General features: G+C 63.2%; 24 protein-coding genes. 14 read left to right on the top strand and 10 right to left on the bottom strand.

Translation table 11 applies throughout. From position 1 onward, the window contains the following. Genes ACN9MX_RS16980 through ACN9MX_RS16945 form a run of 8 tightly spaced genes read right to left on the bottom strand, consistent with a single transcriptional unit; the run spans position 1 to position 8,231 of the window. A complete protein-coding gene (locus ACN9MX_RS16980) occupies positions 1-234 on the bottom strand; it encodes an acyl carrier protein (RefSeq protein WP_363829709.1) in 234 nt (77 codons plus the stop codon). Next, positions 231-2,027 (bottom strand): HAD-IIIC family phosphatase, encoded by a 1,797-nt coding sequence (locus tag ACN9MX_RS16975; protein WP_363829707.1) that lies wholly within the window; start codon positions 2,025-2,027, stop codon positions 231-233. Before ACN9MX_RS16975 ends, ACN9MX_RS16980 begins: the two co-directional genes overlap by 4 nt. Positions 2,028-2,030: 3 nt before the next feature. Beyond that, entirely contained in the window at positions 2,031-3,248 is a 1,218-nt protein-coding gene (locus tag ACN9MX_RS16970; RefSeq protein WP_363755886.1) for a polysaccharide biosynthesis protein, read from the bottom strand. Next, complete coding sequence (locus ACN9MX_RS16965; protein ID WP_363829705.1) at positions 3,245-4,435, bottom strand: glycosyltransferase; 1,191 nt, start codon at positions 4,433-4,435, stop codon at positions 3,245-3,247. The genes ACN9MX_RS16970 and ACN9MX_RS16965 overlap by 4 nt, the downstream gene beginning before the upstream one ends. After that, the gene (locus ACN9MX_RS16960) at positions 4,432-5,166 is read right to left on the bottom strand and encodes a hypothetical protein (protein WP_363829703.1); all 735 of its coding nucleotides are present in this window, start codon (positions 5,164-5,166) and stop codon (positions 4,432-4,434) included. Before ACN9MX_RS16960 ends, ACN9MX_RS16965 begins: the two co-directional genes overlap by 4 nt. After that, positions 5,159-6,322 carry an FAD-dependent oxidoreductase gene (locus ACN9MX_RS16955; RefSeq protein ID WP_363755880.1) on the bottom strand — a complete coding sequence of 388 codons (1,164 nt, stop codon included), beginning with the start codon at positions 6,320-6,322 and terminating at the stop codon, positions 5,159-5,161. Before ACN9MX_RS16955 ends, ACN9MX_RS16960 begins: the two co-directional genes overlap by 8 nt. After that, positions 6,315-7,292 carry a glycosyltransferase family 2 protein gene (locus ACN9MX_RS16950; RefSeq protein WP_363737351.1) on the bottom strand — a complete coding sequence of 326 codons (978 nt, stop codon included), beginning with the start codon at positions 7,290-7,292 and terminating at the stop codon, positions 6,315-6,317. Before ACN9MX_RS16950 ends, ACN9MX_RS16955 begins: the two co-directional genes overlap by 8 nt. Before the next feature lie 3 nt (positions 7,293-7,295). Continuing rightward, the gene (locus ACN9MX_RS16945; protein ID WP_363737352.1) at positions 7,296-8,231 is read right to left on the bottom strand and encodes a glycosyltransferase family 2 protein; all 936 of its coding nucleotides are present in this window, start codon (positions 8,229-8,231) and stop codon (positions 7,296-7,298) included. 242 nt (positions 8,232-8,473) lie between these two features. On the opposite strand from ACN9MX_RS16945, the gene ACN9MX_RS16940 reads away from it, so the two are divergent. The 3 genes from ACN9MX_RS16940 to ACN9MX_RS16930 are packed head-to-tail and all read left to right on the top strand — an operon-like array spanning position 8,474 to position 11,918. Beyond that, positions 8,474-10,201 (top strand): glycosyltransferase family 39 protein, encoded by a 1,728-nt coding sequence (locus tag ACN9MX_RS16940; RefSeq protein WP_363829702.1) that lies wholly within the window; start codon positions 8,474-8,476, stop codon positions 10,199-10,201. After that, positions 10,198-10,926, top strand: a complete 729-nt coding sequence (locus ACN9MX_RS16935; RefSeq protein ID WP_363737354.1) for a class I SAM-dependent methyltransferase — start codon at positions 10,198-10,200, stop codon at positions 10,924-10,926. The genes ACN9MX_RS16940 and ACN9MX_RS16935 overlap by 4 nt, the downstream gene beginning before the upstream one ends. Then, positions 10,923-11,918, top strand: coding sequence for an NAD-dependent epimerase/dehydratase family protein (locus tag ACN9MX_RS16930; protein WP_363829701.1), 996 nt, complete (start codon positions 10,923-10,925; stop codon positions 11,916-11,918). Before ACN9MX_RS16935 ends, ACN9MX_RS16930 begins: the two co-directional genes overlap by 4 nt. Positions 11,919-11,923: 5 nt before the next feature. Here ACN9MX_RS16930 and ACN9MX_RS16925 read toward each other — a convergent pair whose 3' ends face one another. After that, complete coding sequence (locus ACN9MX_RS16925) at positions 11,924-12,499, bottom strand: hypothetical protein (RefSeq protein WP_363829699.1); 576 nt, start codon at positions 12,497-12,499, stop codon at positions 11,924-11,926. Between the two features lie 68 nt (positions 12,500-12,567). Here ACN9MX_RS16925 and ACN9MX_RS16920 point away from each other — a divergent pair, with 68 nt between their 5' ends. The 9 genes from ACN9MX_RS16920 to ACN9MX_RS16880 all read left to right on the top strand — a co-directional run bounded on the left by ACN9MX_RS16920 (position 12,568) and on the right by ACN9MX_RS16880 (position 22,889). After that, positions 12,568-13,593, top strand: a complete 1,026-nt coding sequence (locus tag ACN9MX_RS16920; protein ID WP_363829697.1) for a glycoside hydrolase family 5 protein — start codon at positions 12,568-12,570, stop codon at positions 13,591-13,593. Continuing rightward, positions 13,593-14,792: an outer membrane beta-barrel protein gene (locus tag ACN9MX_RS16915; RefSeq protein ID WP_363829695.1), complete on the top strand. Its 1,200-nt coding sequence runs from the start codon at positions 13,593-13,595 to the stop codon at positions 14,790-14,792. Before ACN9MX_RS16920 ends, ACN9MX_RS16915 begins: the two co-directional genes overlap by 1 nt. A gap of 10 nt (positions 14,793-14,802) precedes the next feature. Beyond that, positions 14,803-15,600: a polysaccharide biosynthesis/export family protein gene (locus ACN9MX_RS16910; RefSeq protein ID WP_363755865.1), complete on the top strand. Its 798-nt coding sequence runs from the start codon at positions 14,803-14,805 to the stop codon at positions 15,598-15,600. Between the two features lie 94 nt (positions 15,601-15,694). Next, positions 15,695-16,873 carry an ATP-binding protein gene (locus tag ACN9MX_RS16905; RefSeq protein WP_363829694.1) on the top strand — a complete coding sequence of 393 codons (1,179 nt, stop codon included), beginning with the start codon at positions 15,695-15,697 and terminating at the stop codon, positions 16,871-16,873. A gap of 30 nt (positions 16,874-16,903) precedes the next feature. Then, entirely contained in the window at positions 16,904-18,274 is a 1,371-nt protein-coding gene (locus ACN9MX_RS16900) for an exopolysaccharide biosynthesis protein (RefSeq protein ID WP_363829693.1), read from the top strand. After that, on the top strand, positions 18,271-18,939 hold the full coding sequence (locus ACN9MX_RS16895; RefSeq protein ID WP_363829692.1) for a hypothetical protein: 669 nt from the start codon (positions 18,271-18,273) through the stop codon (positions 18,937-18,939). Before ACN9MX_RS16900 ends, ACN9MX_RS16895 begins: the two co-directional genes overlap by 4 nt. A gap of 5 nt (positions 18,940-18,944) precedes the next feature. Next, positions 18,945-20,831, top strand: coding sequence for a WecB/TagA/CpsF family glycosyltransferase (locus ACN9MX_RS16890; RefSeq protein WP_363829690.1), 1,887 nt, complete (start codon positions 18,945-18,947; stop codon positions 20,829-20,831). Beyond that, positions 20,821-21,873, top strand: coding sequence for a glycosyltransferase family 2 protein (locus ACN9MX_RS16885; RefSeq protein WP_363829687.1), 1,053 nt, complete (start codon positions 20,821-20,823; stop codon positions 21,871-21,873). The genes ACN9MX_RS16890 and ACN9MX_RS16885 overlap by 11 nt, the downstream gene beginning before the upstream one ends. Next, positions 21,870-22,889 (top strand): polysaccharide pyruvyl transferase family protein, encoded by a 1,020-nt coding sequence (locus tag ACN9MX_RS16880; protein ID WP_363755854.1) that lies wholly within the window; start codon positions 21,870-21,872, stop codon positions 22,887-22,889. Before ACN9MX_RS16885 ends, ACN9MX_RS16880 begins: the two co-directional genes overlap by 4 nt. 86 nt (positions 22,890-22,975) lie before the next feature. Here the strand turns inward: ACN9MX_RS16880 and ACN9MX_RS16875 are convergent, their stop codons facing one another. Next, positions 22,976-23,944: a glycosyltransferase family 2 protein gene (locus tag ACN9MX_RS16875; RefSeq protein ID WP_363829686.1), complete on the bottom strand. Its 969-nt coding sequence runs from the start codon at positions 23,942-23,944 to the stop codon at positions 22,976-22,978. Positions 23,945-24,077: 133 nt separating this feature from the next. Here ACN9MX_RS16875 and ACN9MX_RS16870 point away from each other — a divergent pair, with 133 nt between their 5' ends. Both ACN9MX_RS16870 and ACN9MX_RS16865 read left to right on the top strand, forming a co-directional pair. Further along, positions 24,078-25,214, top strand: coding sequence for a glycosyltransferase (locus ACN9MX_RS16870; RefSeq protein WP_363829684.1), 1,137 nt, complete (start codon positions 24,078-24,080; stop codon positions 25,212-25,214). Then, on the top strand, positions 25,211-26,335 hold the full coding sequence (locus ACN9MX_RS16865; protein ID WP_363829682.1) for a polysaccharide biosynthesis protein GumK: 1,125 nt from the start codon (positions 25,211-25,213) through the stop codon (positions 26,333-26,335). The genes ACN9MX_RS16870 and ACN9MX_RS16865 overlap by 4 nt, the downstream gene beginning before the upstream one ends. The last annotated feature ends 5 nt before the right edge of the window (positions 26,336-26,340 follow it).

The following is a 26,340-nucleotide window of genomic DNA, read 5'->3' as shown; positions in this document are numbered from 1 at the left end:
TCATGCCTCGCCCAATGTCTGCGACAATTGTTCCACCGTACGTATTCCGGCAATCTGCTCCATGCTGAGGCGCACGCCATATTGTGCTTCGAACGCCGTGATGATCCGCAGATGGGCCAGCGAATCCCAGCCGGGAACCCCGTCCCGGTCCAGACGCCGGTCTATCCGGGACGGATCGACTTCGATGATATCACCGACGAGGTTCAGCAGGTCGTCCATATCCACAATCATCATCTCGCCTCCAGCATGATCCAGTCGCATTCCCTGAACGCGACATCCGCCCGGGAAAGCGCGTAGTCCGTGCCGTCGCCGCCCTTGATGGCGGCAAAGCCCTGATCGTTGAAAAAGCCGCGCACCGGATCGTTCTTGGCCGTCGGAACGTAGCTGCCGTGCAGGAATGCGGCGTCGCTTTCCAGAAAGCGACGCTTGACTTCATTCATCATGGCATGTTCCAGGCCGCGGCCCATGGCGCGGCAACTCATCAGCAAATGCCCGATATGGAGCGCTGTGCCCTCTCGCCTCAAGGCGCAGATCGCGACCGTGCCCAATTCCCCGAAGCGGTCGCGCAGATCCGCAACGATGAGCTGCCATGCCGGGCCGGTCATCATCGCCTCCACCTCCCCCATGGTCGGGCGGCCGGTGGTCAGGTTGAACTGGTTGGTCTTGTTGAAAAGCTGATGCACTCTCAGCAGGTCTGCCGGCCCCGCGGCGCGGACCGCCGCGCGCATGTCAAGGTCGCGCAGATAATCCATCGGATCGCAGGAAGCACACAGAGCCTCCCGCTTGGCAGCCAGCGCATATTGTTCGGTCCTGGCCCTGTCCTCCGCCGTCAACCGGCTTTTCTCGAACCAGGGCAGCGCGTCCAATATATCGACAAAGTCGGACGGATCTGGCGGCAGAAGCACGGCATGGACATCCGGGCAATATTGCCGCACGGCCGCGATCTCCGCCGCGTTGTCATCCAGGAACACCAGAGCGTCCAGACCGATATTGAGCTGGCTCGCGATCTTCTCTATACTCGCATATTTGGTATTCCAGCCTATCGCCGTCGCCGCCATGTCCGACAATTGTAGCGGCATGTCGGTACGCAGGCGAAACACTTCCTCGACATCTTCCGGATTGTTCTTGCTGCACAATGCGAGCATGATGCCGCGTTCCTTGAGCGCCTTGATGCGGAGTTGGAAGGCACGGAACGCCTCACCCACCATGTCGCCGCGGCCGACGCGGATACCGTGCGGCCCGTCCTCGCCCACCACCCCGCCCCACAGGCTGTTGTCGAGGTCCAGCACCAGGCATTTGCGCGCCGCTCCGAGTGCGCCCACAAGCGCATGGGCGAAGACCGCGCCGAATTCCCGCATCATCATGTCGGTCCAGCCCAAACCGGCGAGATAGTGCATCCGGCGGTCTATCGCATGCCGCGCGCCGACCCGGCCCATCGCTTCGACCACGTCCAGCATCATCGCCCTGGGGCGCGCCCGCACGGCGCGGATCAACGCCAGGTTCAGCTCCAGGAAGAATTCGCGCTCGCCATATTCACTGCTGAGGTCCGCGACGCCCAGCGCGCTGGAAGGACAGGGGAAATTGCCTACCATCAGCGTCGCCGTGGTGCGCATGACCGCGCTGTCGATCCAACCCTCTATCTCCGCCGCCATATCGTCCCGCAAGCGATGACGGTCCTCAACGGAGAGTTGATGGAACCGTGCGAAGGCATCGGGCCGCATCACCTCCGTCGACAGTAGCAGAACGATGACGTGGGGATCGAAGCACTGCAGCGCCTCGCCATGCAGATCCTGCATATATTGGCCGAAGGGGCTGACATGGAATGCGGACATCTGGCCGGCCTTCGCGGCCTCCACACGCAGGAAGGGGGTGAGAAGGTCCAGCGTGACATTACCCATCAGCGCGACGCGCACGCCGGCCTGCGCCTCCATCTCGCGCAATAGCCTGCCGGTCTTGCGATAATCAAGCGACGCCGATCCGGTATACAGGGATTGCATCATCTCAGAAAAGCCCATTTGGGTGGTCATGTCTCAATCCTTTCCAAGCCGACGCCAGGCGAGGTGCAGGGTAAAGAGCGTGGGGATCGCACCGCCCAGCGTCGCGCCCCATAGCAGCCCGGTGATGCCGTAAGCGGCCCCGGCCAGCGCACCGCTAACCGTCAGCGCCAGACCCACCACGCCCCATCCGTTGAGCAGCACCAGATCGGCGGGCGATCCCGCCGCCGTGAGCATCGCTCGAGGGAAGGCCATGGCGACCTTTCCCACACCGTTCACGCAGGCGGCGAAGACCAGGGCCGGACTGATGGCGTAGAGGCCACCGGTCACCATCGTGGCGAGCAACGGGCCGCAGACGGCAAGGCCCGCCGTCGCCACGATGATCACCGCGAGCAGCGGCCTGGCCTCCGCCAGCACAATGGCCTGTCGGCGCGCCGGTTCCGCACCGATCAGCCGGGGCGCGAGGGTGAAGCCAACGCCGGAAGCGAGCAGGCGGAAGGGAAAAATCGCGACCGACGCCAGCACGCCGAACAACGCCAGATCCTTCAGGTCCAGCAGGATCGGAATGACGATCCGTTCGATCTGTAGCGACAGCGTGCCGAGGGCGACGAGGCCCAGCATTGACCCCGCCTCGCGCCAGCGCCGGGCGGGATGGCCGACATCGCCTTCCTTCGCCCTGCATCGCAAAAGACTCCAGCCGATCGCGCCGAAGACGATGTTTCCGGCGGCGAATATGGCAAGAGGCGTCGCCCCATGCTTGATGCCGAGAAGGACAGTCAGGGTTCCGGCAAGCAGGAGGATGAAACTGGCCGAAATCGCGAGCAGCATGGAGGCACCGGGCATCTCCCAAGCGCGAAGGCCGGTGCTGGTCGCCGCGACAAGCCCGCCGCCGGCAATTGCCAAGGCCGTCAGCCATGCCTCGCCCCGGTGCAGTCCGCCCAGCAGGCCAGTTACCGCGCCCACCACACCGCCCACCACAAGGCCGGAGAGGATGAGGAAAGCCAGCAAGCCCCTTCCCGCCCGCATCGGCCCGCGCAGGAACAACTGATCCACGCCCATCGGCGTCAGCAGGCCGAAGATATTGAACAAAGCAACCGCCAGCGTGAAACGGCCATAAGCCTCCACCGGCAGCACCCGCGCCAGCAGAAGCATGCCCAGGGTGAAGGCTGCGCCCGACAGACCGAAACCCAGCGCGGCGAACAGGCTGGAGGGTGCGCCCTTCACCACCCGCGCGCTGGTGCCGATGGCCGTCATGCGGCCTCCAGCGCCGTGGGCGAAGGGGGTGTCGTGACATCTGACGAAAGCACGGCATAGGCGCTCCGCAGCCGCTCGACGAAGGCGGCATGGCCATAGTCGAGCCGAGCCCTTGTGGCCGCCGCCTTCCCCAGACCCTCTCTCAGCGCGTCGTCAGCGCAGAGCCGTCGCAGCCCTTCCGCCATGTCCTGCGGCGTTACCGGTGTCAGCATGGCGCAACGACCATCCAGAACCTGGGAATGGCTTTCGATATCGGTTGCCAGCAGCGCCCTGCCCGACGCCATATAGGAGAAGATCTTCATCGGCGTGTTCCGGCCCTTCAGGCGCGGCGAGCAGAGGATGTCCGCCTGCGCCAGATAGTGGCTGAGGCCATCCAGCGGGCGCGGCCCCAGCAGATGCACGTCGCCTTCCAGCCCGCGTTGCAAGGCGAATTGCCGATGCTGCGCGACATGGTCCGCCTGGCCGCCTATCACGACCAGCGCGGGGCGCTCAACAGGCGCAAGGGCCGCCATCGCTTCGATCAGCAGGCGGACACCCTGATAGGATTCCAGATTGCCGACATAGAGCGCGAGCGGACGATCCTTCGCATAGAGGCGCAGATCTTCGACGGGTGCTGCAGCGGCGGGTCCTTCCATCGCGACGTCGGGCAGCAGATGGATGCGCCCGGGGGCTGCGAAGCGGCTGGCGCTTTGCAGGATGGCGGGGCAGACGGCGATCACCAGATCGCTGCGGCGGAAGACGAATTGCTCGCATCGCTCGACGATCCAGGCGAGGACGCCGGCTCCGGGCCATTTCTCGACGATCTGCTCGCTCAGGATCGAGTCCGCATCATAGACGAGGCAGGTTCCGAAGAGCCGGGACAGGGGCAGCGCGAAGAAGGCCGCCTCCTCGACAGCGTGGATCACATGATGGCGATAGCGCCGAAGCAGGCCGATCGCGGTGAAGAGCATCCAGAAATCGCAGGCGAGCTTCTTGAGCGAAAAGCCGATCGGGACATTCCGCACCCCCGGCGGAGCCGCGATGCGGTGATGCCGCACGCCGGGCATCGGCACGTCGCGCCCCTCATGGAAGCTCAACAGATCAACGTCATGTCCCTGCGCAGCCAAGGCTTCGGCTGCCATTCGCACGGCAATGGGCGTGCCGCGCTCCTCGTAAAAGGGCTGTGGCGCCAGCATCAATATCTTCATGAGGCCATTCTCAAGCGGAACTGGTTGCCGAGGAAATGCAACGGCCCGGCGAGCGCACCATAATGCCGCGCCTGCCTGCCGGTCGAGCGGATCAGCAGGCGCAGGTCGCGGCCGGGACGATCGGCCGAAAGCCTGCCCTGCACCATGGTCCCGAAAGTACCGATCCGCCGGGCATCGCCCCTCAACGGCAAGGGGTCCGATCCGCGCAGCACCGTCCGATGGCGGAAGCGACGCTCCGGCCAGAAAGCAGGACGCCCGCCATTGTCGCCCAACAGCAGTCGCTCCTCCGAATCTCCGGCCAGCAGCCTGTCGACCAGCCGCCCTCGCGCACCGGCCCATTTGCCGACCCCCCAGGGAAGGATGATCAGCGCGTCCGCAGCGTCCATCGCCTCGATCAATTGTTCGGCCGGCGCGCCATCGGCAAAGTCGGCGGCCGTAGCCAGCGCCAGCATCTCGAGCCTTTCGGCGCTGACGACCTGCCTTCCGGCCAGCACCAGCAGGTCGGCCGAACCGGTTTCCAGCCAGAGGCTTTCCGGTTCCGCCGTGGTCCGCGCCGATGCCTTCAACGTTCCGAACGCATCGCACCCCTGTTGCTCCGCCAGCATGAAGACAGCCAGGCAATCCTTCCCACCCGCCGCCGCCATCATGCGTTCATGCGCCTGCATCAACCTGTCCCATGGGTCGTCGCCGGGATGCAGATGGACGTGCGCGTCGATCATCAGTTCAGGCATGACGCGGTCGCCATCCGCCGGTTTGCGGCAAGAGCGCGGCGGGCCACAGGCGGCGCGCCACCTGTTCGCTCAGCAGCGGCGCGGTGGTCAGCTTGCCGCCCAATAGCATATGATAGCCCTCCGGCCCGGGACGCAAATGCCGGTCTCCGGGATGAAGCGCCCGCCCGCTGCCGTCACGATCCGGCAGCAGACCGGCATAGATGGCCAGCACCGATCCTTCGTCCAGTTCAAGGTTCGGAAGGCATTGGCGAATGGATGCGAGGGCGGACCGGACATCCTCCGCCGTCGGTTGAGGCGAAAGGCTGCCGGGTCCGGGACGGTAGAAAGTGCCGACCAGCGTCGCTGCGCCATAGCGGCGAAAGAAGAAGCTGCGGCCGCGGCCGGGCGTAGGCGACAGGGCATAGGCGTCGCTGGCGGGGGGCGCGGGAATGTCCATCAGCAGGTTGAAGGCGAGGACCGCCGCGCTCGGCACCCGGCGCGCCGGACCGAGGCAGCGCCCCGCTTGCGCGCCACCGCAATCGAATAGCAGGTCGGCAGCGATCCTCTGCTCCCGCCCGTCCTTCACGTTCCGCAACTGGACGGCCCGGACGCCTCCGCCCTGCTCGATCAGGCCGGTTATCTCAGTGGAGCGCAGGACGACGCCGCCGCGCTGCTCCACCTCAGCCAGCATTTCCCTCAGCAACGCGGGCGGGTTCAGCAACTGCGCATCATACCAGACCGCGCCGCCCAGCAGACCGTGAGTCGCGACATCATAGGCCTGCAAGACCTCCTGCCGCGAACAGGCCCCGTCTTTGGGAAGCGGCACATGCTGGCCGAGTGCCGTTCGCAGCATATGGTCAAGTCCTCGCGCGAGGGCGAACAGGCGGGGCGACCGGGGGGTGCCGTCATAGAGCGGCATCACACAGCGCAGTGGCCGGACCTGATGCGGATAGCGGTCGATATACCAGTTCTGCGCGCGGCGGCTGCGCACCCAGCGGGGGATGTTCATCGACTGGAGGTAACGCAACCCGCCATGGATGATGCCATAGCTGTTGACGGACGCGCCGGAGGGATGATCATCCCGATCGACCAGGACCGGGCACACGCCCCGTTCGAGCGCGGCCAGTGCCAGCGTGGTGCCCTGGATGCCTGCCCCTATTATTATGGTTTCAGGCATCGGCGGACACATGCTCCACGATCTTTTCGACACGATAATGCTGCTTGCCGTCGCCGCGGGTGAAGATGACGATCTCCGCGATCAGGCCGATCGCCGCGATCTGGATGCCCAGCACCAGCAGCAGCACGACCAGCACCAGCAATGGCCGGTCACTCAGCGGAATATTGCTGACCTCCCGCTGGAACAGCAGGAAAGCCATCAGGGCCAGGCTACACAGGATCGACGCCGCGCCCACAGTGCCGAAGAAGCGGAATGGACGTTGCATGAAACGGACGAGGAAGCCGACGGCCAGCAGGTCCATCATCACGTCGAAATAGACGCCCGGCTTATGCTGCGGCCGGCCCGCGTCGCTTTCCGCCTGAGGCAAGGTGAGTTGGACGACCTTGAAGCCATGCACCTCCGCCAGCAGGGGCAGGAAGCGCTGCTTTTCATCCTGGATCGGAATCTCGTCGAACACACTCCGATGGACGGCGCGGACGAGGCAACCTGGATCATCATATTTGGCCCCGGCGAAGCGCGCCATCTTCTGAAAACCCCAGCCGCGCAGCCGGTTGAACATGGCATCCGCCCGCCTGTCGCGACGGGCGGCGACGACGTCGGCTTCGTCCAGATGGTCCAGAAGTTCGGAGATCGCCGCGCCACCGATCTGGAAATAGGCGGGCAGGAACAGCAGGTGTCGTCCGGTCGACTGGCGGATACCTTCGCGCAGGCAGGCCGATTCGCCGAACTCCCGGCCGAAGCGGATGATCTCTATGGGTTCGCCGTCGCGCTGCAATTGCTCCAGCGTGGAGACTGGGTAATCCGGCTGTCCATCGACGACGAAAATGAACTCATAACTTTTCCCCGAGGCCACGATTCTATCCCGATATTCACCGTAGACGCTTGCAACATCATCGAAACGCTTGAGGACAGGGACGATGACAGAGATGTCCATGACTTTGACCAGATCCAGCTTTGCCGTGGCAACCATTGCTCAATTCCCCGATTTGATTTGGGTCGACAGTTTCGCGCCTAGCGACGCAAAATCGGAAACATTCCCGGTCAGGCTGGCGAGCATCTGTCCGATCACCGCCCAACCCAGCAGGAACAGCGCCAGCGACAGCCAGAGTACGCCAATCGCCAGCATCGGCAGTGCCAGCCCCTCGCCCCAGATCGCTACCGCGACGGACAGCAGGCCAAGCAGGGTGATGCCGACTATCATGTGCCGCGGCCATGCCATGGGCCGCCGCACGAAGCTAAGCAGGATGCGGATCGAAACGATGTCCAGCATCACCTTATAAATCCGCGAGAAGCCATATTTGGAGACGCCGAACTGACGCGGATGGTGCCGGACTTCGATCTGCGCCAGCCGCGCACCGGCAAGGCGCGATAGGGCCGGAATGAAGCGGTGCATCTCTCCATACATGGGCAAGCACTTGATGAGGATGCTGCGGAAGGCCTTCAGCGAACAGCCGCTATCCCGTACCGCCACGCCCATCAGCCGGGCCATGATGCGGTTGGCGCATTTCGATACGAAGACGCGCAGCCCGCCATCCTGTCGCTTCCTGCGCCAGCCGACGACGATGTCATGCCCGGCGTGGATCAGCTCGACCATGCGCGGTATGTCCAACGGGTCGTTCTGCAGGTCGCCGTCCATCGTGACAATGATGTCGCCGCGGGCATTCTGGATACCGGCCGCCATCGCCGCGGTCTGGCCGTAATTGCCGCGGAATTTTACTATGCGCACACGCCTGTCCCGCTCGACAACTTCCGCGGCGCGGACAAATGTCGCATCCCTGCTTCCGTCGTCAACCAGCACGACTTCATAGCTGGGTTGAAAATCCGCCAATGCATGGCTGATCGCTTCATGCAAGAGCCCTATATTGTCCTCTTCATTATAAAGAGGGACGACAATAGAAACATCGACCATGCGTTCATTCCTACAATATTATAAAATATTGCCGGCGATGCCCTCAAGATTTCCACAATCGGGTTCCACGCCAATCGATTCCGCGACCTCAGAAACACATTCACATGAATTGCAGAAACATACCATTATGTAGTCATACCTACGGCTAGGCGTTCTCCCGTATATTGACTTGAATACTGTTAGATCGAATTCTTGGGCCATCGAACATCCTGTCGGCTTTTGCCGAATGTGAGATCATATTCATGGCCACCATATCAGAGAATCTGGGATCGCGTGTTGCCCTGCCGTCGCAGAATGGCTGGCGCGCGCCCATGGCGCTGCCCGGAGCAGCCGCGTCCCTGCTTGCGGCATTGTTCGCGTGCCTGGTCTACGCACTGACCATTCAGACGCGCCCGGCCCATATCGACGAATTCTACCATCTGCTGGCGGGACGTAGCTGGGCCGCGGACGGCAGCTTCGCGATCCTGGACGGACGTTATGAGCGGGCGCGCCTGTTCACCGTCATGGTCGGCAGCAGCTTCGATCTGTTCGGGCGGTCCGACCTCTGGGCGGCACGCATTCCCGCGCTGCTCTGTTCGGGCATCAGTGTGGGATTGGTCTTCCACTGGTTGCGACAGAGCGGCGGCATCTGGAGCGCAGTGACCGGCGCCGCATTGTTCGCGCTTGCCGGTTATACACTCGATATCGCGCATTTCGCTCGCTTCTACGCCCTGCACGCGCTGGCGATCCTGGCTGCGGCGGGAAGCCTGTTCGTGGCCACGCGGCCGGAGAGCCGTTTCAAGCCGGGATGGCTGACTGCGGCAGCGTTCTGCCTTGCCATCGCCGCCCATCTGCAACCCGTGACGGCTATCGCCGCGATGACCATGGGATGCTGGCTGCTGGTCGATCAGCGCAAGACCATCGGGGCGATGCGCCCACTGCACCTTGTCATACTGGGCACAGTCGCGCTCGCCGGCGCAGCCATTGTCCTGTCGCAGGCGGATTCGGCGCTGGAAAGCTATCGCCATGCCGAACGCTGGGCGGTCGGATCGCAGCATGATGCCTATTATTATCTGCGAGAATTCTGGACGCAAATGCCCCTTATGCTGATGCTCTGGCCGGTCGCGCTCGCGGCGGCTTGGCGATGCAATCGCTCGCTGGCCAGCCTGTGCGCGGTCATGGTGACGCTGTGCCTGGCGCTCCACAGCTTCGCGGGGATGAAGGCGTGGCGCTACAGCTACTATGTCTTTCCGTTCATCTGCATGGCCTATGGCCTCGCGATAAGCACGCTGATCGAACGGCTCGGCGGCACCGGATCGCCGTTGCGCCCCGTCGCGCTGGCGGGCACGGCGCTATTGCTGTTGATGGGCGGAGACTTGGCCTATCGTCATTCCGCACGGCTGATGGCATCGGCCCTTGCGCAGGAACCCGCCTCACTCGCCGCCCGGGTACCTGATGGCGAATGGGACAAGGCGACAGCTGAACTGCGGCATATCGCGCAAGGCAGCAGCCTGCTCATCACCGGTGACGACCTGCGTACCCTGGCGCATATCGGACCGTTCGACCTGTTCATCAGCCACAGCCGGCTGGGCGAGCTCAAGCCGCCGTCCGATTTCAACAGCGACTTCCGCACCGGCCGCCCGCTGATCGACAGCAGGGCAGCCCTATCCGAAGTCATCGACTGCATGGATAGCGGCGTGGTCATCGTGTCCGATCATCAGTGGCGCAACCCCATGGGCGTGCGCCCGGAAATCGCCAATGAGATCGAGCGGCGGCTGACCCCCGTCCCGACGCACAGCAGCTTCCACGTCTACAGCTGGCGGCACCCAACCGTGCGGCGCGCCTGCCCCCATGTCGGGAAGCAGGCCCTTCCCGGCACAAAAGGTGCGTCCGTGGTCAGGCCCCTGCCGCCCCGCGGGCGGTGCGTGCCGTCAGGCCAGTCATGTCCGCATGCGTTCTTGAGCATTGCAGCAACCGCAGGCGCGGCATGACTGGTTTGCTTCCTCCCCCTGACCTGGAAACAGGGTCTGTCCAATATGCCCGCCGCTTTGCAGGGCCCTCGGGCGCCTATCTGCTCGACATTCAGGAGCGAGGGCTGCGCGATCTGGTCGACGATGGACCGCCCGTCCACCAAAGCGCGCTGGATGTCGGCGGCGGTCATGGACAACTTGTCGGCGGGCTGCTGGGCATGGGGCTGAAGACGACAGTCCTTGGCTCGACGGCGGACTGCGCCGAGCAATTGTTTCAGGGCACCGACACCGGCAGGGTGGACTATGTGACCGGCGATCTGCTGGCCCTTCCCTTCCCGGACGGCAGTTTTGACCTCGTTACGAGCATCAGGCTGCTGGCCCATATCGACGATCCGGACAAGCTGATGGATGAACTCTGTCGCGTCGCCCGCTACAGCGTCATCATCGATTATCCGACATTGATCGGCGCCAATGCGCTGTCGGCAGCCACCTTTCCCATCAAGCGGCTGATCGAGAAGGACACGCGCTCCTATCGCAGCTTCTGGCCGGGCCAGATCGAGCAGGCCTTCCGCCGCAACGGCTTCGCATCCCGACGCAGCTTCAAGCAATTCAGCGCGCCCATGGGCCTCCATCGCCTTGCGGGGAAACCGGTACGCATGATGGAGGAAGGATTGCGCCTCATTGGCGTTACCAGGCTGATCGGCAATCCGGTACTCCAGCGCTTCGACCGGGAGAAGGAGGCATGAGCGGGGACGAGCGCCCTGTCGTGGCGGTCACCGGTGCAACCGGCTTCACCGGCGGAGCGCTGGCACGCCGGCTGATCGGCATGGGCTATCACGTCCGGTCCATGACCCGCCGCCCGCCCAGCGCCGCCGAAAGGGAGAGCGGCATCGAATGGATCGACGGATCGCTGACCGACACCAATGCCTTTGGCCAATTGGTGGAGGGTGCGACGACCTGCTTCCACATTGCCGCGATGTACCGGTCCGAAGGCACGCGGGAGGAATTCCTGCGCGCCAATCGCGACAGTACGGCCGCGTTGCTGGCAGAATCGCGGAAGGTGGGCGTAGCGCGCTTCGTCTATTGCTCATCCATCGGCGTGCACGGCGATGTGGCGGAAACGCCAGCCGACGAAAGCGCACCCTTCGATCCGCGCGACGCATATCAGGAAAGCAAGTTGCTGGCGGAGGACCTCTGCCGCGACGCGATGATGCAGCCCGGCATGGACGTCGTCATCATCCGCCCCTGCGCCATTTACGGGCCGGGCGATACGCGCATGCTGAAGATGTTCCGTCTGGTGCAGCAGGGCCGTTTTCTGTTCATCGGATCACGGCGACCCAATTTCCACCCGGTCTATATCGACGATCTGGTCGATGGCTTCCTGCTGGCGATGACGCGCAACGCAGCACCCGGCGGCACGTTCATCATTGGTGGCAAGACTTATCTGCCCCTGCGCGATTATGTTGCGACCGCGGCCAATGTGCTGAACGTGCCGACGCCCAAACGCACCGTACCATATGGGCTGGTCAATCTGGCCGCGCACGGCTGCGAACTGCTCTGCGCGCCGCTGGGCCTGCAGCCCCCTCTGCACCGCCGCCGCCTGACCTTCTTCAAGCATAACCGCGCCTTTTCCATCGCGCGGGCGGAGGGAGCGCTGGGCTTCCAGCCCGCCGTCGGGCTGGAGGAGGGCTTCCGCCGCACCGTCGCATGGTATCGCAATGAAGGGTTGCTGGCGTGAGCGCTTCAACCGACCAGGCGCTTGACGCGCCCCCGGTCACGCCGGTCCCGGCGATGGAGGCCGAGCGCGGCCGCGCCCGCGACCATGCCCGCCAGGGCCGTAACCGGCGCGACAACCCCGCACAGCGCGGCGATACCGCAGACCGTGCCCGCGCCGGCGCTCCATCGAACGAAGCGGGAAGCACCCGCGCCATATTGTCGCAATATGGCCTCCAGATCGGCTATGGCGATCCAGTCCCGGCTGACCGGTGGACGCACAGCGATCGGCCGCACCGCACCATCGGGGCAGGTCAGCGATTTCACCAGCAGGAAATCGCCCGCCGCGATAGCCATGGAAATCGGGAGGGAAAGCGACAGCAAGGCGCCCGAAGACCGCCGATAATGGATTGGCCGGGTGCCGCCCGGTTGAGGCGCGCCGAGATCTACGACCCTGCCCTTTTCCTGGAGCAATCCCACCATGCCGAAATGGGTAGGCACATTGTCGGCACCCTGAAACCAGGAGAAGGCATCCGTCTCCACCATGTCGGGTGGGGGATCGCCGGGCAGGGCCTTTGCGAGCAGGTCGGCTTTCGCGCTCATCATGTCTCCTTCCCTTCAGCACCTAGCGGGGACGCAGGCACATCGCCATGGCAACAAAGGGACTTCATCCGATGAGGGTGGCAACTCGCCTCGCCACGGCGCCGCTGCTGATGCTGCTGGCCCTGCCGCTGACTGCCGAGCAACCTGCCACCGGGCGCGCACCCCTGTCGGGCGTCAACATAGCCGGTGGGGAATTCAACTCCGCCCGCAAGCCCGGTATCTTCGGGAAGGATTATATCTATCCCGACGCAAAGACGGCCCAGCCCTTCATTGACATGGGAATGCAAGTTGTCCGCGTGCCGATCCTTTGGGAACGGGTGCAGCCGACGCCGTTGAAGCCACTCTCCACGACGGAGATGGCCTTGATCGACAAGTCGCTCGCCAGTCTGGCGCCGTTCCGGACCATCGTGCTGGACGTCCATAATTATGGCCGGTATAACGGCCAGAGGCTGGATCAGATTTCCAATGGTTCCGCCATGCTAGCCGATCTGTGGCAGCGGCTGGCAGAGCATTACAAGGGCGATGACGCCATCGCCTTTGGTTTGATGAACGAGCCCTATGGCATGACGCCCGACGCCTGGCGACTGCTGGCGGACGGCAGCGTCGCGGCGATCCGGCGAACGGGGGCCGCAAATCTCATCCTGGTGCCGGGCTCAAAATATAGCGGCGCACACAGCTGGACCGCTGGCGGATCGAACTCCAATGCGCTCGCCTTCGCCAATTTCCACGATCCCGGTAGCAATTATGCCTTCGAAATGCACCAATATCTCGACACAGACAGTTCCGGCACTGCGACGAGCTGCGTCAGTCCGGACATGATCGACGCGCACCTGGCGGCCGCGACGACATGGCTGCGGACCAATGGTCATCGTGGCTTTTTGGGCGAATTCGGTGCACCGCCAAACGACAATTGCCTGCACGGTCTCGACATTCTGCTCACCCATTTGCGCGCCAATGGCGACGTCTGGATGGGATGGACCTATTGGGCAGGCGGCGCCTGGTGGGGCACGCGCTATCCGATGAGCGTTCAGCCGATCGACGGCCCGCGTCCACAGGCTGCGATCCTCAGCAAATATATCGTTGCAAGAGAGCCCTGATGAAGCAGTTTTCCGTCATGAGCGCTGCCGCCACGGCGGCCTTCATGATCCCGCAGGCGGCCTTGTCCCAGACCGAGGTGGAGGTTCCACCCGACGGCTTGCGAGTCAGGCCGACCGTGCGCCTGCTCTACGACAACAACATCCTGCGACAGAATGACGATCTGGTCACGGGGGAACAGGACGACCTGCGCATCACGCCCAGCGTGGATGTGACCTACCGGCGGCAGTTCGGCCTTCACCAGCTGACGGTGATCGGGTCGGCAGGTTATGATTTCCACCAGCGTTTCGAATTTCTGGACCGGGAACGGATCAGTCTTCAGGCCGACGGCGATCTATCCGTTTCCGGTTACTGCCATGTCCATCCTCGGGCGCGCTTGAACTTCGCACAGTCGAATCTGTCCGATCAGGGTGTGATCGACGGCAACACCCAAAAAACGCAGGATTATCGCATCGCCGTCGATTGCGAGAAGCCCTATGGTTTCTTTCCCGTGGCTGCCGTCGGCTATCTTAACACCAGCAACAGCGCTTCACGACGCCGCGTGTTCGATATCGATACGTCCACGGCGATGGCGGGCATCGGCTATTCCATGGCCAGCTTGGGCGAAATCCGCGTAACGTTCCAATATGAGCGCTTTCGTCGCCCCAATGCCGACGAGGCAATAGACGATCTGCCCGACGGCGCCGAGAATCATCGCGCGGGCATCCTCTTCCGTCGGGCCGTTGCCCCGCGCCTGAGCTGGCAGCTGGGCGCCAATTATTTCAGGACCAAGCCGCGCGCGCCAGGCATTGCGGATTTCTCTGGCCTGGGGGTGGAAGCACGGGCGGCCTATACCCCCTCCAACCGGCTGTCGATCAGGTTCGATGTCGATCGCAGCTCGCGCAATCAGAGTAATACGGGCGCGACCTATATCGTACAAACCGACTTCACCCTGCGCGGTAATCTGAAGCTCGGCGGGCGGTCGAGCCTCTCGCTCGGCGGAACCTATAGCCGCCGCCTGTTCAAGGGCGAGCTGCAGCTCGACACTCCACTGCTGCGACGGTCGGACCGCACCAGCGCAGTCTTCGCGGGCTATCGTTACCAGTTGCGCGGCCGCCTCAATGCCGGAGCGGAGATACGCCACGAATGGCGAACAACGGCCGTCGACCAGTTCCGGTATAAAAGTACGTCGGGCCTGCTGTTCGTCGGACTGGATCTATGAGGTACTGGCCATGAAACCGATCTTCCCCGCCCTTTCCGTCCTGGCCCTCGCATTCCTTGCCGCTGCCGTCCCGGCGGTGGCGACGGATGCCGCGCCTGGCGCGGCTCTGGCGTCCAGTTATATATTGGGCGCCAATGACGAGATAAGGGTGTCCGTCTTCGGCGCCTATCCATTTGACGTCAAAACCCGGATCAAGGAGAACGGCAACGTCACCCTGCCCAGCGTCGGGGAAGTCATGGCGCAGGGCGTGACCGCCAGCACACTGGCGACCAAGGTGCGCGACCAGTTGAAGGCGGGCGGCTATTTCGTCAATCCGATCGTCAATGTAGAGGTCGTGAGCTATGTCAGCCGGGCCGTAACAGTGTTCGGTAATCTCCAGAATCCCGGCATCTATCCGCTGGACCGGCCACAGACAATCGCAATGATGCTGGCCCGCACCGGCGGCGCGCGCACCGATGCAGCCGACTATGCCATATTGCAGCGCCAGGGCGAGGAGGACCGCCGCGTCCCGCTCGAAGATCTGAGCGGCGTGACAGGAACCGGGCAGATGCTGCGCCCCGGCGACTCCCTGTTCGTGCCCAAGGCCGAGGATGTGTTCATCTACGGCCAAGTCAACAAGCCCGGCAAGATCCCCTATGAAAGCGGCATGACGCTGCGCCAGATGCTGGCGCAGGCGGGAGGTCCGACATTGGGCGGATCTGAAAAGAAGATCAGCCTCAATCGCGGCAATCAGAGAATCAAGCGCGCCGATCTGGACATGCTGGTGAAGCCCGGTGACGTCTTCACTGTCCAGGAACGCATCTTCTGACCAGGCTGGGAAGGATCCCGAAATGTCCCTGTTTTCCAGGATACTTCAATGGCTGAGGCCGAGACGCACCAAGAGCGAGGAGTTGGCGCGTCGCATGGCGGCCATCCGCACCGCCGTCGCTGCACCTGCTACGCCACAGTCCTCGACAGCCGACATGTTGAAGTCGGCCATCCGCAAGGGGTTCAACTCGACCCAGCCCGTCACCAGTTCCAGCCATCTTCACGGCCGGCAGGACCAGTTGGAACTACTGTGCGAGGGCGTACTGGACCGGGGCAATCACGCCCTGATCTACGGCGCGCGCGGGTCCGGCAAGACCTCGCTGGCGCGTGTCTTCGCCAATATGGCCGACGAACGGGGTTTGGTCGTCCTCTATTCAGCCTGCGAGCCCGATCAGGATTTCGGCGCGCTCATCAAGCCCTATGTCGATGCTATGGCAGGGACGCGGATAGAATGGCCCGCGGATCGTCCGGTCAATCCGCGGGACGTGATCGAACAGATCGCGCCTCGCACGCGTCGTCGCTTCGTGCTGATCCTGGACGAATTCGACCGCATCACCGACCGTGCCGCGCAACATGACGTCGCCAGGTTGATGAAGATGCTTTCCGACGCGGCGATACCGGTCCATATCGTCGCAGTGGGCATCGCCGCAGGAGTGGACGCCCTGATCGCGGGTCACGCCTCCCTGCGGCGTCACATGTCCGTGATTCCGATTTCGCGGATAGAATCCCAGGCCGTGTTCGACATCATAGCCAGGGGTGCGGCGTCGGTCGGCATGAGCTTCACCGATGCCAGCCGCGAGACCATTGCGCATCTCGCCTGCGGGTCGCCCTATCATGTCCGGCTGTTCTGCGCTCTTGCCTGTTTCGAGGTGATCAAGCGGAAGGAACGTAAAGTAGGCCTGCCCGCCACGCTGGCGGGGGTGTCGCGGGCTGTGAATGACTGGGCGCTCACCAATGCGGAGGATGCAGCGCTGTTCCGGAAGGTGATCACAACGAACAGCCCGCACTGGAACATCATCGAAACCATCGTCCGTACCACAGCCGCCCAAGGTTTCATGACCCGGGCTGCAAGGAATGATGAAAGAGGCGATTGCATTTTGTTCCAGTTGAAGAATGCATTGATCATCGATGCGGAAAATGATCGCATTACATTCCAGGACAGTCTCGCACCGCAATTTTTTCTGGCCATGCTGTTCGCGGCCCAGAACAGCGAGAAAATCGACGAAAACATCATCAGCATGAACGATTTTCATCGCCAGATCGCCGCTGAATAGATCGGATCGCCATCAAACAGGATAGTGACTATGCTGATATTGGACATAATTCGCGCGATATTGCAGCGTTGGCGACTGATGGCGGGAATATTCTGTGGCGTGATGCTGCTCACCGCGATCTGGATATTGATGACGCCGCGCGAATATGTGGCGTCGGCCACGCTGCTGTTCGACACTCGCGCGCCCGACCCGCTGCCGGGCGAGACTCGCACGGCCAGCGAGCCCGCTGCCATGCTGGCGACCGAGGCGCAGATATTGCGCGGCGAGGCAATCACGAGCCATGTCGCCCGCGTCCTGGGTCTCGACAAGGATCCCGAATTGCACAAGCAATGGTTCGACCAGACCAATGGAACCCAGACCTTTCAGGGATGGCTCAACCGGCGCGTCCAGAGCGGGCTGGAGGTCACGCCCAGCTCAACAGGCAGCACCATCGACATCGCCTATCGCAGCACCAATGCGACGAAATCGGCTGAGATGGCGAATGCCTTTGCCGACGCGTTCAACAGGACGCGCCTGTCGATGAGCAATGAATTCGCCCAGCGCTATGCCGAATGGTTCAAGACGCGCCTCGGCGAATCCGAAACGCGGATGGAAAGGGCGCAGGGCGAACTGGCGAAGTTCCAGCGCGAGCATGGCATTGTCTCGACCGGCGCGATCGATGCGGAAAGCACGCGGCTGAGCGAACTGTCGTCCAAATTGTCCGCCGCCGAGGCTTCTGCAGCCGATGCGGGCGCCCGCGCCGCGGCCGGGGCAAGCATGCCTGAAGTGCAGTCGAGCGGGGTAGTGCAGGGATTGCGAGCGCAGATCGCGACGAAATCGGCCGAAATCCGCCAGATGTCGGCAGAACTGGGGCCAAGCCATGAACTGATGCGTGCGGCCCATTCGCAACTCGCCCAATTGCAGACAACACTGGCGCAGGAAACGGCCAAGACGTCGGGCAGCCTGTCCGCAGCCAGTTCCGCTGCTGCGGCCAACCGGGGCGCCATGCAGTCGCTGCTGAACCAGCACCGCGCCCGCATGCTGTCGCTGGCTGGCGACCGCGGCAAGCTCAATGTGCTGGAAAGCAATGTGGAATCGGCCAAGAAGCAATATGAGACCGAGACGCAGCAACTGGCCGAACTGCGCGCCAAGAGCAGCATCCCCTCGCTGAACGTGCTGCATCTGAACGCGGCGGAGGCGCCGTTGCTGCCGAACGCGCCGAACATCCCCGTGCGGCTGCTGATGATGACGATATTGGGCCTGATGCTCGCCATCGGCACGGCAGTCCTGCTGGAATGGCTCCAGCCCCGCGTCCGCAGCCGCGATACCGTCGGATATCTGACCGGAGTGCCTATGCTGGGACAGGCCGATCTCCGTCACATCGGCCAGCAACTCCGCCTTGAAGGAACCAAATGGTCATGAGACTCCGATCCACCGAAAGAACCGAGGAACCCGGCGCGATCTTCATCGCTGCGGGCCAGAACAAAGAGGCCGGAATGGAGGCCCCGGCTCCGGTCCAGGTCGATCCGCTGGTCGTGGCGATCAGCGACCCGGAAGACCGGCTGGCGGTGCAGGCGCGGGACATACAGTCGACACTGGCTGCACTTCGCCTGGCCGACGGACGGGTGCCCTCCTCCATCGCGGTACTCACGATCGGCGCGGTCGACGAGGCGGCTATCCTGACCGCCAATGTCGCCGTATCGGCGGCGATGAGCGGGCTGCGGACGCTGCTCGTCGACATGAAACAGTCGGACTTCCTGCAGCACCGGCTGCTCGGCCAATCGCCGGTCATGGCGACCGATCCGGACGACGATCTCCATGCCTTCATCCGACCTGCCTTGATCCCCCGACTATCGCTTCTCGCGGCGACGTTTGACTGTCGGGGCCTGGCCGACATGATGGCCGATTTCGATTTGTGCCTGGTCGATGCCAGCCATGTCGAGGATCTCGCTCTGGCAGCGGCCAGCGCGGAGGTGGCGATATTGGCCGTCAGCCGCGACGCCACTACGACCGCGGACCTCAAATCCACGATCAACAAGCTGTCGATACTGGGCATGCCGTTGATCGGCACGGTCATGATCGTGTGACACGCATGAAGATCGTCCATATCTCGCGCCAATATTATCCCGGCATCGGCGGGCTGGAGAATTTCACCCGCAACCTCTGCGAGGAGCAGGCACGGGCAGGCCATGATGTCCGCATGGTCACGCTGAACCGCATCTTCGACGGCGACGGCGCGGAACTGCCCGCGCGGGAGACGATGGGCGGCGTGGAGATCGTCCGCCTGCCCTTCCGCGGTGGACGGCGCTATCCGATCGCGCCCTCGGTGCTGCGCCATGTGCAGGATTGCGATCTGATCCATGTCCATGCCATGGATTTCTTCGTTGATTTCCTCGCGCTCACGCGATTCTTGCACAAGAAGCCGATGGTGCTCAGCACGCATGGCGGCTTTTTCCACACCAATTATGCGCAGCGGCTGAAGCAGGTCTATTTCCACAGCATATCTCGTCTGTCGCTGAGCCGTTTCAACGCGACGATCGCCTGTAGCGAGGCGGATCAGAACAGTTTTGCGCGCATTTGCGGCCCGAGGCTGATGCTGGTGGAAAATGGCGTCGACATCGACAAATTTGCAGCCACCGCCGACCCGGATGCGCGGACAATTCTCTATTTCGGCCGCATCGCCCCCAACAAGCGGATTGACCGGCTGATCCGCTGGTTCGCCGCGTTGAATGCGCTCGACCCCGGCTGGTCGCTGGTCGTCGCGGGCAAGCCGATGGGTGTCGCCATCCCTGACCTGCGCCGGATCGCTGGCGAACAAGGCGTAGTCGAGAAGATCGAATTTCACGATAGCCCCAGTGACGAGGCGCTTCGCGCGCTGATCGGGCGCAGCAGCATCTTCGCTTCGGCCAGCGCCTATGAAGGGTTCGGTATATCGTTGATCGAAGCGGTCTCCGCCGGCCTCTATCCCGCCGCCAGCGACATTCCGGCGCATCGCCGGTCCTGCGAGAAACTGGGTATCGGTACGCTCATGCATTTCGACGATCCACTGTCCGCGGCGCGGCTGTTCAAGGATTTCCGCACGGCCAGAGCCGGGGGAGCCCTGAAGGACGCGGAGGAACCGCTGCGCAGCTATAGCTGGCCGCAGGTCTCGGCGCGCATCGTACATATTTATGACCAAATATTGGGCCATCGCCAACGGACCATCGGCCCGGTGAAGGTTGCCGTACTCTCCCAGGCGGAGGCACTGGCGCAAATCCGCTGCCACATACGTGCGCAAAACCCCAGGATCATCGCCTTCTGCAACGCTCATATGGCCAATCTGGCGCGGCAGAACGACCGGTTGGCCAGAGCTCTGAGTGACGCGCTGGTGCTGAACGACGGTATCGGCGTCGATCTGGCGAGCCGCCTGCGCTACGGTCGGCCCTTTCCCGTCAACCTCAACGGCACGGATTTCATCCCGCTCCTGCTGAAAGATCATCCCGAACGGCTCCGGTTGTTCCTAGTCGGCGCGGCTCCAGGCGTGGCGGAGCGAGCGGCGGCGACACTCTCCCGCCTGTGCCCGCGCCTTTCCATCGTGGGAATGCGGCACGGCTTCTTCGACCAGCAGGAGGAAGCAGACCTCAGCGAACAAATCCGGACAAGCAAAGCTGATCTGGTGCTCGCCTGCATGGGCAATCCTCGGCAGGAAATCTGGGCGGCGCGCTGGGCGCCGGAATTCGGACGACCCGTTCTCTGTGGCGGCGCTTTGCTCGACTTCCTCGCCGGACGGGTGCGGCGCGCCCCGGCCTGGGTGCGGCGGGTACGGTTAGAATGGGTCTGGCGGCTGTGGCAGGAACCCTCGCGACTCGCGGATCGCTATCTGCTCGGCAATCTGAGCTTCATCGTCCGTGCATTGAAGGATGCCCGGCGCGGGCATAATTGGGAGGATATGCCTCCGCCTGCCCCAACCACCGCCCTGCGGGGGACCGATGCAGCCTGACCCCAGCATGGCTCTGGGCCGAACGGACAGCCCGAAGCGCATATCGGTCATCATCCCGTTCTTCCAGAGAAAGCGCGGGCTGCTGCGCGAAGCTCTCCGGTCGGTCGCCTGCCAATATCTTCCTTGGCCTGCCGAAGTTGAACTGATCGTCGTCGATGACGGTTCGCCGGTCGCGGCCGATCTCGATGCCCATAACCTCGTCCTCCCCGACTGGATCAGGCTGCGCATCCTCCGCCAGGCCAATGCGGGCCCGGCTGCAGCGCGCAACCATGGTCTGGACGCCATGTCGCCAGATTCCCACTATATCGCCTTTCTGGACTCCGACGACCAATGGTCGACCCACCATCTCGCCTGCGGGATCGACACGTTGGGGACGGCGAATGATTTCTACTTCTGCGACAGCGCCATGCCGCCGACGACCATGTTTGCGGCCATGGCATTTTTCCGGACACTGCCGACCCAACATGGTGTCGAACCACTCGACGGCACGCGCAGCACATATCGCTTCATCGGGGCAAATGGCGGATCGTCGATGATGCGTGATTACCTGTGCCAGACGTCGTCGGTGATCCTGCGCGCTTCGGCTGTGGGACCACTGCGGTTCGAGGAGAGCCTGCGTCATGCCGGGGAGGACTGGTTGATGTGGGCGCGGCTGGCGCATCGGGCGCGGGGCATCTCCTTCTCGCTTTCCGCTAACAGCGTGCGCGGCGAAGGCATCAACCTGTATCGCGACGCTCATGAGCGCCTGAGCGGGCGCAATCTGCGTCGCATCCTCTCCATGATCCGGATGAACGAGTTGATGGGCGCGATCGACGGCATCGATGCGCAAAGCCTGATGCTGACACAGCAACGGCGACGCAGCTTTCAAATGGAACTGGCGGCGATTCTGATGCACCCGCGGCTTTATCTGGGCCTGACGGACCAGCTCCAGCGAGCGACGATCGCAAGGGCATATCGGCATCTGGGACGCGAACTGCCCGGCTATTGGACGGAAATAGCGCGCCGCAAGCTACATCCCGATATGCGGGAGGTGTCCGTATGAAGCTCTATTACTATCGGGCGACGCAGGGAAATTTCGGTGATGACCTGAACAGCTGGCTCTGGGAAGAGCTGGCGCCAGGCCGCTGGTCGGACGAGGATGATGGGGAGCTGTTCTGCGGGATCGGCACGATCATCGGCAACGACATGCCGCAGGCGAAAAGGATCAGGGTGTTTTCCAGCGGAATCGGCTATCGTCCCCTGCCCGCCGATTTCAACAGCGAACGTTGGAACGTCACGGCCCTGCGCGGGCCGCTGACCGCACAGGTGGTCGGGCGCCCGGAACTGGCGGTGGCAGATGGCGCGCTGCTGCTATCGACGCTGCCGCGGCTGAGGCCTCTGGCCGCGGAAGAACGGCACGGAACGATCCTCATTCCCCATTATGAGGCGATGGATGAAGGCCCTTGGGAAACGGCGTGCAGGCTGGCGGGCGTGGAACTGGTCGATCCCCGGCAATGCGGGCATCGTGTTATCGAGCGCATCCGAACAGCGCGGTTGGTGATAGCGGATTCCATGCATGCCGCGATCATCGCGGATACGATGCGGGTGCCCTGGGTTCCTGTGGCATCCTCCCGGCGTATCAACAGCTTCAAATGGCTCGATTGGACCCTGTCGCTGGACCTGCCCTATGAACCGATCGTGCTGCCATCGATCAGCCTAGGAGCCTATTATGAGGGGCAGGTGCAGCGCTGCACCGGACAGGATTTCCGTTTACCGCGGCCGGACAGGGAGAGTGCCATGGCACATTACCGGCGGATGATGCGCCGGGAAGGCAACAGGCTATGGCAATCCGTGCGGCCCAAGCTGAGACACCATCTGCGTGCGCTGCCAGGGCGCCTGCCGGCGCAAGCAGCCGCGCGGGACGCGATGGCGCGGTGGGACAGGCGGCGAACGGAGCGGATGGCAATGGTTTTGCATCAACTGGACAGTGCGCCTGCCTTCATGAGCGGCGACATGATTTTCCAGCAAAGGGTCGAGCAATTGAGCAGTGCGCTGAATGGGATCGCAGGAGGGCGGTGAAATGGGTGGAAAGGAAACGGTTTCCTTGCGCTGCTTTTTGACTGGAAGATCGCTGATGGCAGATTTTGCACCAGGTTGCATTGTCCCTACCGCGCCGACGCCCGCGCCCGATGTCGCCGGACAAGGTGGCGGGCCAGCATTGGCCAACTGCGCCGGTCGCGCAGCATTTCCATCAGTAGTGCCCACGGCCGCCGGGCGCGCAGGTGGGAATAGGCGCGATTCCAGATCGCCTGATCGCGAATTGCGTCCGCCCTTTTCGACAACAGGCGCGCCAATGCCCTGTCTGCCCGAATGCGCGGGCGGGCGAGCAGGCCCAGCGTATGCTCGCGCATAGACTGGAGGTTGAGAATAGTGCGCGACTGGCCCGAACTGTCCGAGGAGATCGAACCGATGCGCTGGGTGAAGAGATAAAACCCCTCGCCCATCAACATGAAGCGCGCGCCGGCCAGCAACCAGTCCAGAACAAAGGCGAAATCCTCCCCATGACGCAGATCGGGCGGATATTGCAGCCCGCGTGCAGTCAGGAATCGGCGGTGAAATATTGGCTTGAGCTGGCCATAATCGAAGGGGGAACGGCCGGTCATGCAATGCCCGACGAAATCCGCCGCGCTGACCTGCTGCACATGATCGTCCGCCAGCCTGAACGCCCGGCCCGCCAATGCCTGCGCCTGCCAGTCGAAGAACAGCAGATTGTCGGCCACCAGATCAGCCTCATGCCGCCTGGCCAGCCCGATCATACGCTGCAACCGACCCGGAAGGAACGCATCGTCGGCGTCAAGTATCGCGACCCAGTCGCCCTGCGCTGCGGCCAACCCCTTGTTGCGCGCGATCGAAGGTCCGCCATTCTCCGTGCTGACGATCAGGCGGACATTATCGTGTGCCAGCGCCAGTTCCTGCGCCACTCGAACGGTGTCGTCGCTCGACGCATCGTCGATGATCAGGACTTCGACGGATATCTTTTGCGCCAGAGCCGAACTGACCGCGCGCGCCAGCGTATCCTGCGCGTTATAGGCCGCAATTATCACGGAGACACAAGGGGTTAGGTTCCGCTGCATAGGTGTTATGCCTTACTCGAAACAGCTGTGGGCTTTGGATATAACAGCCGCACAGGCAGCAGCGAATTGAGGGAATACCCCTAGGATATATCCCGAGGGTCGGAACCTGCTCTTCCCAGTGCGGACAGATATCATGCCCATGGTCGCCATTTACAGACGCGGTTTCCTACCCTTGTCCGAAACATTCATCGTGGACCATATCCGTTCGCTCCGCCGGTATCGACCCTTCGTCATGGCCGACGATATTGTAGGTGGACATTATCGGGATGGACAGCAACTGCATCTCCTCCATCGACCGGGCTCTGGAAAGTGGAAAAGGATCAGCAATCGACTGACCGGACATTATGAGAATCTTGGCGGACAATTATGCTCACGCTCCACCGGCCTTATCCACGCCCATTTCCTTCAGGACGGCGCGGCTATCCTGCCGCTCGCCTTGCGGCGAGGCATGCCGCTGGTAGTGACGGCCCATGGCTATGACGCCACCGTCACCGCCCGCGAACATGCGCGGAGGACTGAAGGACTTTGGTACCTGATGCTGAAGCCCGTCCTGATACGCTATGCCGACGGCATCATCTGCGTGTCGAACTGGATCAGGCAATGCCTGCTGGAGGCCGGCTATCCCGAAAACAAGCTGCGGGTCATTCGCTTGGGCATTGATCCCGCCGCGCTGCCGCCGGTCGATTCCCCCTCGCTGCGCCGCGGCGCGCTGTTCGTGGGCAGACTGGTCGAGAAGAAGGGCGTCAATTTCCTGCTCGATGCCTGGGCCAGGCTGCCGCTCCGCCTGCGTGAAGAGCCGCTCACCATCATCGGGGACGGTCCGATGAAACCGGCGCTGATGGATCAGGCGCGGAAATTGGGCATCCAACCGGCCTTTGTCGGTCCGCAACCCCGTGAGGCGGTGTTCGCGGCCATGGCGCGGCATCGGATTTTCGCCATGCCCAGCATGCGCGCCGCGAATGGCGACAGCGAAGGGCTGCCCATCGTACTGATGGAGGCGCAGGCGATGGGTATGGCGGTGGTCGCCTTCGACGACGGACCGATGCGCGAAGCGATCCTGCCGGGGCAAAGCGGCCTGCTGGCGGAGCGACGCGACACGGGCGGCTATGCCGCGCACCTCGAACGACTGCTGCTGACAGCGGACCTGTGCGAAAGCTTCGGCCGAACCGGACGGGAATGGGTCAACAACAGTTTCCACATCCGCTCGAACATGGCGGAGCTGGAGGATTATTATGACGAAATCGTCGGCCGCAGGGAGAAACGCCATTGAACATCCCCTTTTCGGCCGCCCTCGCTCCCAATGGCATCTCCAACGCCCGCATCCTCATCCTGTCGCGCCATGACTATCGCACGGCACGGCGCGCCAGCGTGCATTTCATCGCCCAGAAAATGGCCGAGAGGGGCCACGACGTCGCCTTCCTTTCTATCGGCTACAGCTGGCTGTCGCGGCTGCGCGGCGACAGCCGGGCGCGGCTGGACCCGCGCGCCAACCGCTGGGAAAGAGTGGACGGCCTACACGCCTGTCTGTGGCGGACGCGCTGGCATCCGGTAAAGATGCCGCTACCCGACGCGCTGACCGGATGGCTGTTCCACCGCTGGGCCGGCATGGCCTGCCCTGTTCTGGATGAGGCAGCGGCGAAGGCGGACCTCATCCTCATCGAATCCGGCATCGCCCCCGCGCTGATCGGACGCGTGCGCGCCATCGCCCCGCATGCGCGCATTGTCTATCGTGCGACCGACCTGCTGGCGACTGCGGGCGTGCCGCAATGCATCGAGGCGACGTTGCAAAGGCACGCGCACGACATCGACATGGTCGTGGTCGTCGCCCGCAGCATGCTGCCGCATTTCGACGCCTTCGATTGTCCGCGCATCTTCATTCCCCATGGCGTCGACCTGCGCAACCTGCGCCGGCCGACCATCAGCCCCTATGACCAGCCCCATAATGCGGTGGCGGTCGGATCGATGCTGTTTGACGAGGGCGCGATCCGCACGCTGGCGCAAGCCGTACCGCATTTCACCTTCCACATGATCGGCACGCCCAAACGCGCCTTCCCATCCAATGTGGTGCTGCACGACGAGATGCCTTTCGAACGGACGCTGCCCTATATTCAGCATGCCGATGTCGGCATCGCAGCCTATCTGCCGGCGGAATCATCGGCCTATCTGGCGGATTCCAGCCTCAAACTGATGCAATATGGCGCTATCGGCCTGCCGGCCGTCTGCCCGGATTTCGCGGTGGGCGAGCATAAGCTGCGTTTCGGCTATCGCCCGGGCGATAGCCGGGACATGGTGCAGGCCTTCGCCAAGGCCGCCCAGACGCGCAGGCGGCCCGCGCCGACGCAGGATTGGGGTGATGTGGCAGACCGGCTGGTGGAGGCCGCCCTTGGCTGAGCTTG

The sequence above is a fragment of the Sphingobium sp. R-21 genome (assembly GCF_049913335.1).
Taxonomy (GTDB): domain Bacteria; phylum Pseudomonadota; class Alphaproteobacteria; order Sphingomonadales; family Sphingomonadaceae; genus Sphingobium.
The sequence above is the reverse complement of the archived record's forward strand: the minus strand, read 5'-3'. Positions and strand labels throughout refer to the sequence as shown.